This is a genomic window from Sphingomonas sp. TDK1, assembly GCF_001650735.1.
GTDB lineage: Bacteria > Pseudomonadota > Alphaproteobacteria > Sphingomonadales > Sphingomonadaceae > Sphingomonas.
In genome coordinates this window covers 39,640-53,289 of the sequence record NZ_LXVY01000004.1, presented here as the reverse complement: position 1 = coordinate 53,289, position 13,650 = coordinate 39,640, and the positions used below count along the sequence as shown (strand labels likewise).

The 13,650-nt window shown below is 67.2% G+C and carries 9 protein-coding genes; 7 read left to right on the top strand and 2 right to left on the bottom strand.

Annotated elements, in window-relative coordinates; translation table 11 throughout:
* Positions 1-54: 54 nt before the first annotated feature.
* From uvrB to A7X12_RS03830, 4 genes are all read left to right on the top strand, one after another.
* A complete protein-coding gene (uvrB, locus tag A7X12_RS03845; protein WP_064310329.1) occupies positions 55-2,250 on the top strand; it encodes an excinuclease ABC subunit UvrB in 2,196 nt (731 codons plus the stop codon).
* Between the two features lie 429 nt (positions 2,251-2,679).
* Entirely contained in the window at positions 2,680-2,913 is a 234-nt protein-coding gene (locus tag A7X12_RS03840; RefSeq protein ID WP_064310328.1) for a type II toxin-antitoxin system HicB family antitoxin, read from the top strand.
* 90 nt (positions 2,914-3,003) lie between these two features.
* Positions 3,004-3,531 carry a hypothetical protein gene (locus tag A7X12_RS03835; protein ID WP_064310327.1) on the top strand — a complete coding sequence of 176 codons (528 nt, stop codon included), beginning with the start codon at positions 3,004-3,006 and terminating at the stop codon, positions 3,529-3,531.
* 531 nt (positions 3,532-4,062) lie between these two features.
* Positions 4,063-5,745, top strand: a complete 1,683-nt coding sequence (locus tag A7X12_RS03830; RefSeq protein ID WP_232318344.1) for a putative bifunctional diguanylate cyclase/phosphodiesterase — start codon at positions 4,063-4,065, stop codon at positions 5,743-5,745.
* Positions 5,746-5,761: 16 nt separating this feature from the next.
* Here the strand turns inward: A7X12_RS03830 and mutS are convergent, their stop codons facing one another.
* Entirely contained in the window at positions 5,762-8,341 is a 2,580-nt protein-coding gene (gene mutS, locus A7X12_RS03825; protein WP_064310326.1) for a DNA mismatch repair protein MutS, read from the bottom strand.
* 108 nt (positions 8,342-8,449) lie between these two features.
* Between mutS and A7X12_RS03820 the strand changes: the two genes are divergently transcribed.
* The 3 genes from A7X12_RS03820 to A7X12_RS03810 all read left to right on the top strand — a co-directional run bounded on the left by A7X12_RS03820 (position 8,450) and on the right by A7X12_RS03810 (position 12,753).
* The gene (locus A7X12_RS03820; RefSeq protein ID WP_064310325.1) at positions 8,450-9,985 is read left to right on the top strand and encodes a hypothetical protein; all 1,536 of its coding nucleotides are present in this window, start codon (positions 8,450-8,452) and stop codon (positions 9,983-9,985) included.
* A gap of 90 nt (positions 9,986-10,075) precedes the next feature.
* Complete coding sequence (locus tag A7X12_RS03815; RefSeq protein ID WP_064310324.1) at positions 10,076-12,331, top strand: NADP-dependent malic enzyme; 2,256 nt, start codon at positions 10,076-10,078, stop codon at positions 12,329-12,331.
* Positions 12,331-12,753 (top strand): hypothetical protein, encoded by a 423-nt coding sequence (locus A7X12_RS03810; protein ID WP_064310323.1) that lies wholly within the window; start codon positions 12,331-12,333, stop codon positions 12,751-12,753. Before A7X12_RS03815 ends, A7X12_RS03810 begins: the two co-directional genes overlap by 1 nt.
* Here the strand turns inward: A7X12_RS03810 and A7X12_RS03805 are convergent.
* Positions 12,750-13,538, bottom strand: coding sequence for an SDR family oxidoreductase (locus A7X12_RS03805; RefSeq protein WP_064310322.1), 789 nt, complete (start codon positions 13,536-13,538; stop codon positions 12,750-12,752). The genes A7X12_RS03810 and A7X12_RS03805 overlap by 4 nt on opposite strands.
* Between the last annotated feature and the right edge of the window lie 112 nt (positions 13,539-13,650).

Below are 13,650 nucleotides of genomic sequence, written 5' to 3'. Positions count from 1 at the left end.
TTCCTGATCGAAAGGCCGCTTTTCAGACGGCGCCCCGCACCCCATATTCCGGCCATGGCGATCCAGATCCGGACCAACCTTGCCGAGCCCGAGACGGGCCAGGCCTTCATCCCCCACCGTCCGCAGCGCCCCGAAAAGGCGGAGGGCGGCAAGGCGTTCAAGCTCGTCTCCGAATACCAGCCCTCGGGGGACCAGCGCTTCGCGATTCCGGAACTGGTCGAGCAGGCGCGGGCCGGCGAGCGCGACCAGGTGCTGCTCGGCGTCACCGGATCGGGCAAGACCTACACCATGGCCAAGGTGATCGAGGAGCTGCAGCGCCCCGCGCTGATCCTGGCGCCGAACAAGATCCTCGCCGCGCAGCTCTATGGCGAGTTCAAGAACTTCTTTCCCGAGAATGCGGTCGAATATTTCGTCAGCTATTACGATTACTATCAGCCCGAGGCCTATGTGCCGCGCTCGGACACCTATATCGAGAAGGAAAGCTCGATCAACGAGGCGATCGACCGGATGCGCCACGCCGCGACCCGATCGCTGCTGGAGCGCGACGACGTGATCATCGTCGCCTCGGTGTCGTGCCTCTACGGTATCGGCTCGGTCGAGACTTACTCCGCGATGATCTTCGACCTGAAGAAGGGCCAGGTGGTCGACCAGCGCGAGATCATCCGCAAGCTGGTGGCGCTCCAGTACAAGCGCAACGACGCCGCCTTCGGGCGCGGCGCCTTCCGCGTGCGCGGCGACAATCTGGAGCTGTTTCCGTCGCACTATGAGGATACCGCCTGGCGGATCAGCTTCTTCGGCGACGAGATCGAGGAGATCGTCGAGTTCGATCCGCTCACCGGCAAGAAGGTGGCGAGCCTCGACTATGTCCGCGTCTATGCCAACAGCCACTATGTGACGCCGGGGCCGACGCTGAAGCAGGCGATGGAGGCGATCCGCCACGAACTCACCGAGCGGCTCAAGGAACTGGAGATCGAGGGCAAGCTGCTGGAACTGCAGCGGCTGGAGCAGCGGACGAACTTCGACCTGGAGATGATCGCGGCGACCGGCTCCTGCGCGGGCATCGAGAATTACAGCCGCTTCCTCACCGGCCGCCTGCCGGGCGAACCGCCGCCCACTTTGTTCGAATATCTGCCCGAGAACGCGCTGCTGTTCGTCGACGAAAGCCACCAGACGATCGGCCAGATCAACGGCATGTCGCGCGGCGACCACAAGCGCAAGCTCACCCTTGCCGAATACGGCTTCCGCCTGCCGAGCGCGATCGACAACAGGCCCTTACGCTTCAACGAATGGGACGCGATGCGGCCGCAGACCACCTATGTCTCGGCAACGCCCGGCGACTGGGAAATGGAGCGCACCGGCGGCGTGTTCGTCGAGCAGGTGATCCGCCCCACCGGGCTGATCGACCCGCCGGTGGAGATCCGGCCGGTCGAGGAGCAGGTGCAGGACCTGATCCAGGAGTGCAAGGCGACGGCCGCCAAGGGCTATCGCACGCTGGTGACCACGCTCACCAAGCGCATGGCCGAGGACCTGACCGAGTATATGCACGAGGCGGGCGTCAAGGTCCGCTACATGCACTCGGATACCGAGACGCTGGAGCGCATCGAGCTGATCCGCGACCTGCGCATGGGCGTGTACGACGTGCTGATCGGCATCAACCTGCTGCGCGAGGGGCTCGACATTCCCGAATGCGGACTGGTCGCGATCCTCGACGCCGACAAGGAAGGCTTTCTGCGCTCCGAGACCTCGCTGATCCAGACGATCGGCCGTGCCGCGCGAAACGTCGAGGGGCGGGTGATCCTCTATGCCGATCGCATGACCGGCAGCATGGAGCGCGCGCTCGCCGAGACCGGCCGTCGTCGCGAGAAGCAGATGGCGTACAACCTTGAACACGGGATTACGCCGGAGACGGTCAAGAAGAATATCGGCGACATCATCGCGCATGTGTCGAGCAAGGACCAGGTGACGGTGGAGATCGACGCCGATCGCCCGCACATGGTCGGCCACAATCTGCGCGGCTATATCGAGGAGCTCGAGAAGAAGATGCGCGACGCCGCCGCCAACCTCGAGTTCGAGGAAGCCGGCCGCCTGCGCGACGAGATCCGCGCACTCGAGGCGGAGGAACTCGGGCTTCCGGAGAGCGAGCGCAAGGCGCCGGTGATGGGGCGGTCGAACGAAGGCAAGCCCGGCACGCGGAAGACGCGGTATGGCAAGCAGACCAAGACGAAGTTCGGCGGGCCACGGCGGGGATAGGTAGCGCTCCCCTCGCCAAGGGCAGAGGTGATCGCGGGTGTTGCCGCTGTTCCCCTCCCGCGAGCGAGAGGGGAACAAGATGTCGACTGAATTCGGCTTGGCTGATCTAGCGCACCCTCCCCCGCCAGGGGGAGGTGTCAGGCGCAGCCTGACGGAGGGGGAGGAAGCACCACGGCGAGTGGGTCGCCGACCTCCCCCTCCGTCGCCTTCGGCGCCACCTCCCCCTGGCGGGGGAGGAAACAGTCTCGTTCTTCTGGTTCCTATTTGGCCGCCATCACGGTCCGGTCGCGGCGCATGATCGCGCTATGGCCTGCGCTGACCGTGAGGCTGTGCTCGGCGACCGTCTTCATGAACACCTGGTGCGGCCAACTTGCATCAAACTCTCCAGTTTCTTGATATGGTCGCCGAGTTCGGGCTGAGTATGGAAGAATGAGCGAGCCGCATTACCACATCAATCTGCTCTGGTCGGACGAGGATGGGTGCTGGATCGCCGACGTCCCTGACTTGCGGTATTGCACCACGCACGGGGATACCCCCGAGACAGCGCTCGCCAATGTCCGTGAAGCCATGGAAGGGTGGATCGAGGCCGCGCGCGCAAACGGCCTGCCCATACCGGAGCCGCGCTACCGTCCGGCAATCTATGCGGCCCGCTTCGCCGCCTGACGCCCCGCGTGTCGCCGCCAGCTTGCGTTCCGTCGTGATCGCTGCAGCCGCCGGTTGAGCCGCCCCTCGCACGCGTCCATAAGCCCGGCCATGCGTTTGCTTTCCCTGTTCGCCGGCGTCGGCCTCGTCGCGCTCGCCGGCTGCGTGCCTGCTCCTTCCACGCCGCCGCCCGCACCTGCGCCCCGCCCCGTGCCGGTGCCTGCGGCCCCGCCGCCGCCCAGGCCCGCCCCGACGATCGGCGCGGACTGGCGCGACTGGCCGCTGACGCCCGGCGATTGGCACTATCGGAACGGCACCGCGACCTATGGTGTCGCCGGCGGCGCGCCGCTTGCGATCCTGCGCTGCGACCTGGCTGCGCGACGCGTGACGCTAGCCCGTACCGGTTCCGCCCCGGCGACCCTGACCTTGCGGACCACCAGCGCCGTCCGCGCCGTGCCTGCTACGCCCGACCCGCGCGCACCCGGCATGCTCGCCATGGCCTTTGCCGCGAACGACAGCTTCCTGGACGCGCTCGGCTTCAGCCGCGGGCGGTTCGTGATCGAGGGCGGGGGCTTGCCGGTGCTGGTCATTCCGGCCTGGCCGGAAATCCTGCGGGTGGCGGAGGATTGCCGCAAATGAGGCGACGCGGCGCACCGCTTCGGCCCAGACGTCCAGAATCGCACCGATAAAAATCTTTTACAAGACTTGTTCTGCGACTCAGGGGCGTCCTACATGTCAAGTGTGTCGAGAGGCACAGGCTCTTCAACAAGCGAAAGGAGGTGATCCGATGTCTCATGGTTCAGCAGTGAGGTCGGTTCAGTTCGTTCGGGAGACGCGCCGCTGATCCTGCCTTGCGAACGGAAGCCCTCCGTTCGTACCGCCGCCGGGAGGTATTTTCCTCCAATCAACGGTGGCAGCTGCAGGTAACGCGGTCCGCATGGTCTCCCGGGCTGGAGCTCTCCGGCCGCTGACCATGTCGGGGGTCGCCGGGTACCCAGGATTGGGGCCCGGCGGCCTCTTTCATTTTGGGCCTGTGAAACGCGCAGTTTCCGCCGCGATCGCTGGTTAGCGAAAAGTTGCGCTTCCGATATGGACATACCCCAACTAGGCGGGGTCCGAGTCGGCAGGGCAGAAATGCACGCTCCAGGGATTTTTGCAGCGGAGCGCCCGATGCGGCAGGCAGACGAGGGAGATGCGGACGCAGGGTGCGATACCTGCCTGCGCATGATGCTGGAAGCGCTGCCCTCGCCGGTACTGGTCATCGACCGCGGCGACCGCATCGTGGAGGTTAACACCGCCTTCTGCGCGCTCGCCGGCAAGGACCGGGCGTATTGGCTCACCACGCCGATCGAGGAATATCTCTCCCCCGAACAGCTGCTGCGCTTTACCGCCGAGCACGCCCAGGTATTCGCCACCGGCGAGGATCTTGAGACGGAGGAGGTGGTCGACGGATTTGACGGATCGATCCGTCACGTCGTGACTCGCCGTCGCCGCATCCTGCACGAGGGCGAGCCGCTGGTGCTCACCATCCTTACCGACATCACCGCGCTGCGCGCGGCGGAAGCGCGGATCCGCCATCTTGCCTATCACGATGCGCTCACCGGCCTGCCCAACCGCGCCGCGCTGAACGAGCAGCTGGCGGCGTCGCTCGGCGCTTCGGGGCGGTCCGGGCTTGTGATGATCGATCTCTATCAGTTCAAGGACATCAACGACGCGTTCGGGGATTGTGTCGGCGATGCCCTGCTCCGGGCTTTCGCCTACCGGCTCGCGGGCGCTGCCCGCGGGTCGGACCGGGTAGCGCGCACGGGCGGGGACAGCTTCGCCATGCTGGTGGAGGACTGCCCCGATGCCGCGGCAGCCGAAGCAGCCTGCCGTCGCCTGCTTGCGCTGGTGGATGCGCCGCTGTCCGGGCCGGCGGGCGAGGTGGCGCTGGGCATTTCGATCGGCTGCGCCTGGGCGGAACCCGGCCTTTGTCACGACGAACTGCACCGCCGCGCCGAATTTGCCCTGTATGAGGCCAAGCGGCAGCCGGCCAACGAGTTCCGCCTGTTTGATGCCGCGCTGGCCGCCGAGGTGCAGGCGCGGCGCACGCTGGAGAAGGACCTGCGCAAGGCATTGGCGGCCGGCGACCAGCTCGACGTGCATTATCAGCCGGTGATCGATGCCGGGGGCCACCGTGTGGTGGGCGTCGAGGCGCTGGTGCGCTGGCATCACCCGCAACAGGGCACGATCCCGCCGGCCGCCTTCATTCCGATCGCCGAGGCGAGCGGCCTGATCGTGCCGCTGGGCGAATGGGTGCTGGACCGCGCCGTCGCCATGATGGTGCGTTTTCCGCATATCTCGCTGGCGGTGAACCTCTCGCCAATTCAGCTCCGCAGCCCGGAGATCGACACGCGCATTCTGGCGATCCTGGCGCGACACGGCATGGATCCGCGGCAGTTGCAGCTGGAAGTCACCGAAAGCGCAATGCTGGCGATGGACGCGGGAGTCGAGGCGGGGCTCGCGCGCCTGCGCGAGGCGGGCGCGCAGCTGGTGCTTGACGATTTCGGCACCGGCTATTCCAGCCTTTCCCACCTCCACAAGCTGGCGATCGATCGCGTGAAGATCGACCAGAGCTTCGTGCGCGATCTCGGCCGGTCGCAGGATGCGCGGGCGATCATCCAGGCGGTGCTGGGCATCGGCCAGTCGCTCGGCATCGGGGTGACGGCGGAAGGCGTTGAAGACGAGATACAGCAGCTGTTCCTGCGCTCCTTCGGCTGCCACGAATTCCAGGGCTATCTTTTCTCTCGGCCGCTGACCGCAGGCGACGCCGCCATCTTCCTCGAAGCGCATGCGGAGCGGGAAGCCGCCTAACGGCGCCCAGCGACCGCTACGCTTCTCCGGCGAGCCCCTTCAGCTTGTAGAGTATGTCCAGCGCCTCGCGCGGACTTAAGGCGTCGACATCCAACGTCTCCAGTTCGTGGCGCAAGGCGTCGACCTTCTCCTCCTCGGCATGCGCCGCGGCTGCGAACAGCGGAAGTTCGTCCAGCCCTGCCGCAAGGCCGCCGGTCTTCGCCCGGCCGGCCTCCAGCTTGTCCAGCACCGCCTTGGCGCGCTTGACGGTGGCAGGGGGCATACCGGCAAGCCGAGCCACGGCGAGACCGTAGCTGCGATCCGCGGGGCCCTCCGCCAGTTCGTGCAGCAGCACCAGCTCGCCCTTCCACTCCCGGGCGCGGACATGGTGGAGGGAGAGCGCGTCGCAACGCTCGGCGAGCCGGGTCAGCTCGTGATAATGGGTGGCGAAGAGGCAGCGGCAGCGATTGTCCTCATGGATCGCTTCCACCACGGCCCAGGCAATGGCCAGTCCATCATAGGTCGAGGTACCGCGCCCGACCTCGTCGAGGATCACGAAGCTGCGCGGGGTCGCCTGCGCGAGGATCGCGGCGGTCTCGACCATCTCCACCATGAAGGTCGAGCGGCCGCGTGCGAGATTGTCCGAGGCGCCGACGCGACTGAACAGCCGGTCGACCAGCCCCAGCGACGCGCGGGCGGCGGGGACATAGCTGCCGGCCTGGGCGAGCACCGCGATCAGGGCGTTCTGGCGCAGGAAGGTCGACTTGCCGCCCATGTTGGGGCCGGTGACCAGCCACAACCGCGAATCTTCGGAAAGCTTGCAGTCGTTGGCGACGAAGCGGCCTCCCGCGCGTGCGACGGCGGCTTCCACCACCGGGTGTCGCCCGCCTTCGATCTCGAAACAGCTATGTTCGACGAGGTCGGGCCGTGTCCAGCCGCCTTCCGCTGCCCGCTCGGCGAGACCCGCAGCAACGTCGATGCGGGCAAGCGCATCGGCGGTGGCCGCGATCGGCTCCCGGCAGGCTAGGGCTTGGCCGGTCAGGTCTTCCAGATGCGCCGCCTCGGCGGAAAGGGCGTGGGCGCCGGCTTGCGTCACCTTCACCGCAACATCGTGCAGCTCCGGCGCATTGAAGCGGACCACGCCGGCGAGCGTCTGGCGATGGGTGAAGCCGCTATCCGGCTTCATCAGCGCATCGGCCGAGCGGGCGGGGACTTCGATATGATAGCCGAGCACGCCGTTGTGGCGAATCTTCAGGGCGGAGATGCCGGTGCGGGCGCGATATTCGCCTTCCAGTGCGGCGATGGCGCGTCGGCCGCCGGCGCCGGCGTCGCGAAGGTCGTCGAGCGCGGCGTCATAGCCTTCGGCGATATAGCCGCCATGCGCGGCGTCGACCGGGGGCTCGGGCACCAGCGCGCGGGTCAGCAGGTCGATCAGCGCGCCGTGGCCGCGCAACTGGGGTGCGAGCTCGCGGAGCATGGCGGGGGCGTCGGCCAGCCGGTCTAGCTTCTCGCCCAGCCGCCAGGCGCCGTCGAGCCCATCGCGAAGTTGGCCGAGGTCGCGGGGGGAACCGCGTCCGGCGGCGAGGCGGCCCAATGCCCGGCCGATATCGGGCAGGGCACGCAGCGTCGCCCGGATGCCGTCGCGCAGGCCGGCATCGTCGTGGAACAGGGTGACGAGATCCAGTCGCGCGTCGATCGCAGCGCGGTCCATCAACGGCGCGGCGATGTCGGCGCCGAGCAGCCGCGCGCCGGCGCCGGTAACGGTGCGGTCGACGGCGTCGAGCAGGCTGCCCTTGCGGGCGCCCGCACTGCTTACCGTCAGTTCCAGGCTCTCGCGCGTCGCTGCATCGATCGCCATTGCCGCTTCGGCGCGGCTGACGCGCGGCGGGCGGAGAAAGGGCAGCGATCCCTTGGCGGTATGCTCCAGATAGGCGACCAGTCCGCCCGCCGCCGCCAGCCCGGCGCGCGAGAACTGGCCGAAGCCGTCGAGCGTCGCCACGCCGAACAGCCGCTTCAGCCGCGCCTCGCCGCCCGCGCTGTCGAAGTCGATTTTTGGGCGCAGCGCCGTCATCAGCTCGGCGAAGTCGGTGGCGTCGCAGGCGATCGTCTCGGCGGGGTTGAGGCGGGCGAGTTCTGCACCCAGCCGGGCCGCATCGGTCTCGATCAGCTCGAACCGGCCTGTGGAGATGTCGGCGCAAGCGATCGCGACGCCGCCGCTCGCTTCGCCCACGGCCGCGCACCAATTGGCGGTGCGGCTGTCGAGGAGCGCTTCCTCGGTCAGCGTGCCTGCGGTGACGACACGAATGATCGCCCGCGCCACCAGTGCCTTCGAGCCGGCGCGCTTCTTCGCTTCCTCGGGCGTCTCGGTCTGGTTGGCGATGGCGACGCGGTGGCCGGCCTTGATCAGTCGGGCGAGATACCCCTCCATCGCGTGCACGGGCACGCCGCACATCGGGATCTTGTCCCCTTCATGCTCGCCGCGGGAGGTCAGCGCGATGTCGAGCACCGAACTCGCGATCTTCGCGTCGTCAAAGAACAGCTCGAAGAAATCGCCCATGCGATAGAATAGCAGGCAATCGCCAGCCTCTTCCTTGAGCGCAAGATACTGGGCCATCATCGGGGTAGGGGCGGCGGAGGACATGCTTCCCGCTACCGGATCGGCGGGGGGCGGCACAACCGCCGCCATGGGGTGACGGCTGGGGAAACTGGGGATAAGGCCCCGGGCATGACGTTCTTTTCCGCGCAGGCGCGTGTGGCCGCGGTACTTCGCTGGCGCTGGATCGCCATGCTCGCGCTGCTTTCGACGCTGCCCTTCTGGTTCGTGCGGGTGCCACCGCTGGTGGACGTGCCCGGCCACATCGGTCGCTTTGCGGTGCAGCTGGCGCCGGTGGACAGCGTGCTGCACCGCTATTTTACCTTTACCTGGCGGCCGACGCTCAATCTCGGCGCGGACCTGATCGTTCAGGCGCTGCATCCCTTGCTCGGGCCGGTGGCGGCGATGTGGCTGGTCTGCGCGGCGGTGCCGGCGTTGACCGTGCTGGGCCTGCTGGCGGTCACGCGGCGGCTGAATCCCAAAGGCGCGGCCGCGCTGCCTTGGGCACTGCTGTTCGTCTACAACGACTCGTTCCTATGGGGCTTCGTCAACTATGCGCTCAGCGCCGCCCTGTCCCTTTGCGGCTGGGCGCTGTGGATGGCGCTGGAGCGGCGTCGCGCGCTGCGGGCGGCGGTCTTCGCCTTGTTCGCGCCCGCGCTGTTCGTCGGCCATGGCGAGGGGGGCGCGCTGCTGCTCCTCTGGGTCGCCGGCTATGAAGCGGACCGGGCGGGGCGCTGGTGGCAGCCGGGGGCGCTCGGCAGAGTCGGGGCACGGCTGTGGCCATTCGTCTTCGTTGCGGTGCCGGTATGGCTGTCGGCCGGGGGCGAGAAGGGCGGCAAAACCGTCTGGGACTTTCCCGGCAAATTCGACGCGCTGTTCAACATGCTCCGCGACCAGAACATGGCGTTCGACCTGGTAAGCCTGATCGCCGCCTTCGCCGTGCTGGTCTGGGGTTGGTTGCGCGGCGCAAGGCTGGCCAAGCCGGGACGGTTGGCGGTCTGGACGACCTTCGGGATGTTTCTCGTCGCGCCCTATCAGCTGGCCGGCACGGCCAATGTCGACGCGCGCCTGATCGCCCATGCCATGCTGCTCGCTCTCGCCCTGCAAGATTGGAGCTGCGTACAGCGTCGATCCCGCGCGTGGGTTGCCGCCACAGGCGCGTTGCTGCTGCTGCTGCGCTTCGGCGTGACCACGGCGAGCTTTGTCGACTATGGCCAGCGATACCATCGCGAGTTGCAGGCACTGGACCATGTCGCGCGGGGCAGCAGGGTGTTGAACCTCACCCTTACGGATTGCGGCCTGCGAGGATGGCGGAGCCCGCGCATGACGCATCTCGCCAACCTTGTTACGCTCGAGCGGGATGCCTGGGTGAACGCGCATTGGGCGGTCAAGTCGGTGCACCTGCTGGAATCGCGCTATGGGCCGGAGGGCTTCGCCACCGATCCCTCGCAGCTCGTCTCGCCGCCCGATTGCGTGGGCGATACGGGAGCGGGCCGCCATCGACACAGCATCGCCCAGCTGGCGCCGATCCTGCCCCTGGACCAGGTCGACTATCTATGGCTGATCGACGTGGCGCTCCCGCCAGGCTTTCACGATGCCCGCCTGGTGCCGGTATGGCGTTCCGGTAGCAGCGCGCTGTACGCCGTCCACCCTGCCCCCCGGACGTAGGGGAAAGCACGGAATCCACCTTCTCTGGTTTGCAATCGCCGCCCCGGGCTGCTTAAGGGGCGCAAACATTCATTAGTAGGAGCCGAGCGGATGGCCGAAGAGAGCAACGTCCAGTTTTCCGATAGGGAGGCGCTGCGCTATCACGCCGAGGGCCGCCCCGGTAAGATCGAGATCGTCGCCTCCAAGCCAATGGCGACCCAGCGCGACCTTGCGCTTGCCTATTCGCCCGGCGTCGCGGTGCCGGTGCTGGCGATCTCCGAGAACCCGGCGACCGCCTATGACTATACGGCGAAGGGCAATCTCGTTGCCGTGATCTCCAATGGTACCGCTATTCTGGGCCTCGGCAATCTCGGTGCCTTGGCCTCCAAGCCGGTGATGGAGGGCAAGGCGGTGCTGTTCAAGCGCTTCGCCGATGTCGACTCGATCGATCTCGAGCTGAAGACCGAGGACGTCGATCGCTTCATCGACGCGGTCGAACTGATGGAGCCGAGCTTCGGCGGCATCAACCTGGAGGACATCAAGTCTCCCGAATGCTTCGTGATCGAGCAGACCCTGCGCGAGCGCATGAACATTCCGGTGTTCCATGACGACCAGCACGGCACCGCGATCATCGCCGCCGCCGGCATCATCAACGCGCTGTACCTTACCGGCCGCGACCTGAAGACGACCAAGATCGTCGTCAACGGCGCCGGCGCGGCCGCGATCGCCTGCACCGAGCTGATCAAGGCGATGGGCCTGCCGCAGGACAACCTGCTGATGTGCGACCGAACGGGCGTGATCTATCAGGGCCGCGAAGGCGTGAACCAGTGGCAGTCCGCCCACGCCGCCAAGACCGATCGCCGCACGCTGGCCGAGGCGCTGGACGGCGCGGACGTGTTTCTCGGCCTCTCCGCCGCGAATGCGTTGCCCGCCGAATTGCTCGAGAAGATGGCACCGAAGCCGATCATCTTCGCGATGGCCAATCCCGATCCGGAGATCACCCCGCCCGAGGCGAAGCGGGTGCGTCCGGACGTGATCATCGCCACCGGCCGTTCGGACTATCCGAACCAGGTCAACAACGTGCTCTGCTTCCCGTTCATCTTCCGCGGTGCGCTCGACGTGCGGGCGACCGGCATCAACGATGCGATGAAGGTGGCTGCGGCGCGCGCGCTTGCCGAACTCGCCCGCCAGCAGGTACCGGAGGAAGTGGCGACCGCCTATGGCACGTCGCACAGCTTCGGCCCCGACTATATCATCCCGACCCCGTTCGATCCGCGTCTCATCGAGATCATTCCCTCGGCCGTGGCGCAGGCGGCGATGGACTCGGGCGTCGCAACGCGACCGATCATCGACATGACGGCCTATCGCCAGCAGCTGCGGGCGCGCATGAACCCCACCACGTCGGTGCTCAGCATGGCCTATGAGGGTGCCCGCGCCCGGCCGAAGCGCGTCATCTTTGCCGAGGGCGAGGAAGAAGTGGTGCTGCGCGCCGCCATCGCCTTCCAGGAAGGCGGCTATGGCACGCCGGTGCTGGTCGGCCGCGAATCGGTACACGAGCAGCTGCGCGCGCTCGGCGCCAATCCCGATCATTTCGAGCTGCACAACAGCGTTAACTCGCCGCTCGTGAGCGAGATGGTCGAGACGCTCTATACGCGCCTCCAGCGTCGCGGTTATCTCCACCGCGATTGCGAGCGGATGGTCAACCGCGACCGCAACATCTTCGGCTCGCTGCTTCTCCGCCTGGGCCATGCCGACGCGATGATCACCGGCGTTACCCGCACCTATGCCGAGACGATGCGGCAGGTGCGCCGCGTGATTGACCCGGTGGACGGCCGCACCCCGTTCGGCATCCATGTGCTGGTCGGCCAGTCGCACACGGTGTTCATCGCCGACACCACGGTAAGCGAGCGTCCGAGCGCCGAGGAACTGGCCGACATCGCCGAGCGCACCGTGCAGGTCGCTCGCCGCATGGGGCATGAGCCGCGCGTCGCGCTGTTGAGCTACTCGACCTTCGGCAACCCCGAGGGCAAGTGGATCGACAATATCCGCGACGCGGTGAAGGTGCTCGACGCACGCGGGGTGAGCTTCGAATATGAAGGCGACATGGCGCCGGATGTGGCGCTCAACCCGAAGCTGCTCGCCAACTATCCCTTCGCGCGCCTCTCGGGCCCGGCCAACATCCTGATCATGCCGGGCCTGCAGTCGGCCAACATCTCGGCCAAGCTGCTGCGCGAGCTGGGCGGCGACTCCACCATCGGCCCGATGCTGATCGGCATGGAAAAGTCGGTGCAGATCGCGCCGATGACCTCCACGGCGAGCGAGCTGGTGACGCTGGCGGTGCTGGCCGCCGGCGACATCGCACGCTGATGTCCGTCGACTTGCTCGGGCCGCTGGTCTCGCGCGATACGCTCGTGCTGGCACCGGTGCTCGGCATCTATCTGCTGGCATCTGCGGTGGGTTTCCTTCGGATTCCCACCGCGGTTGCCGATTTCTCCCGCAACCTGTGCCAGCATCCGGCGGCGATGCATGCCGTCGGGGCGGTCGCATGGTTCGTCGGCGCGAGTATCGTCTCGTTCCATCGCCATTGGGGCAATCTCGCTGAGATTTCGGTGACCGGAACGGGAGTTTGGTGGGCTTTCGAAGGTGCAGGCATGTTGGCGTCGCCTGCCGCAGTGGCCCGCGCGCTGCAGCATCCCCGCTACATTTCCACCATGCGCGCGATGCAGTGGGTTGCACTGCTGGCGGGGGGCTATCTCTTATCGGTGGGCTTACTCGGCCGCGCAGCCTAGCCGTCGATGCTCGCGCCCAGCGACGCGTTGACCAGGCCGCCATCGACGGTGACGGTTTCCCCCACCAGATAATCCCCCGCGCGGCTGGCGAGGTAGATCGCCGCGCCGGCCATGTCCTCGGCGACGCCGATGCGCCTGGCGGGGATCGCCTGCGCCACGGTGCCGCCATGGTCGCGCGCGGCCTTGTTCATGTCGCTGGGGAAGGCGCCGGGGGCGATCGAGGTGACGTGGATCTGGTCGCGCACCAGCCGTGCCGCCATGCGCCGGGTCAGGTGGATCAACGCCGCCTTGGACGCCTGATAGCTGTAGGTTTCCCACGCATTCAGTCGCTGGCCGTCGATCGAGGTGATGTTGATCACCTTGGCCGGGCGTTCCGCGCTGCCCGCCGCCTGAAGCAAACCATGCAGCGCTTGGGTGAGGAAGAAGGGCGACTTGACGTTGAGGTCCATCACCTTGTCCCAGCCCTTTTCGGGAAAATTCTCGAACGGTTCGCCCCAGGCGGCGCCCGCATTGTTGACGAGAATGTCGAGCCGGGGTTCCCGTGCGGCCAGGTCCGCCGCTAGGGCCCGGCAGCCGTCGACGGTCGACACGTCATGCGGTAGCGGGATCGCGTTCTGCCCCAGGGCGGCAGCGGTGGCTTCGCAGGCGTCGGCTCGCCGCGACGAAACATAGACCTTCGCGCCCGAGGTGACGAAACCCTCGGCGATCATGCGCCCGATTCCGCGCGAGCCGCCGGTGACCAGCGCCACCCGTCCATCGAGGCGAAACAGCGAAGCTACGTCCATGCCAAACTCCCTCTCCCCATCCGGGAGGGGGCGGGGGAGAGGGGCAGTCTCTCGATCCCGGCCCATCGGTTCGTGTGTTCGACTGCCCCTCTCCCAACCCTCTACCCCCAAG

Coding starts and splice junctions, on each gene's coding strand:
- A7X12_RS03820 (WP_064310325.1), top strand. CDS start 8,450: ATGACGTTCTTTTCCGCGCAGGCGCGTGTGGCCGCGGTACTTCGCTGG.
- A7X12_RS03805 (WP_064310322.1), bottom strand. CDS start 13,538: ATGGACGTAGCTTCGCTGTTTCGCCTCGATGGACGGGTGGCGCTGGTC.
- uvrB (WP_064310329.1), top strand. CDS start 55: ATGGCGATCCAGATCCGGACCAACCTTGCCGAGCCCGAGACGGGCCAG.
- A7X12_RS03815 (WP_064310324.1), top strand. CDS start 10,076: ATGGCCGAAGAGAGCAACGTCCAGTTTTCCGATAGGGAGGCGCTGCGC.
- A7X12_RS03810 (WP_064310323.1), top strand. CDS start 12,331: ATGTCCGTCGACTTGCTCGGGCCGCTGGTCTCGCGCGATACGCTCGTG.
- A7X12_RS03830 (WP_232318344.1), top strand. CDS start 4,063: ATGCGGCAGGCAGACGAGGGAGATGCGGACGCAGGGTGCGATACCTGC.
- A7X12_RS03840 (WP_064310328.1), top strand. CDS start 2,680: ATGAGCGAGCCGCATTACCACATCAATCTGCTCTGGTCGGACGAGGAT.
- A7X12_RS03835 (WP_064310327.1), top strand. CDS start 3,004: ATGCGTTTGCTTTCCCTGTTCGCCGGCGTCGGCCTCGTCGCGCTCGCC.
- mutS (WP_064310326.1), bottom strand. CDS start 8,341: ATGATGGCCCAGTATCTTGCGCTCAAGGAAGAGGCTGGCGATTGCCTG.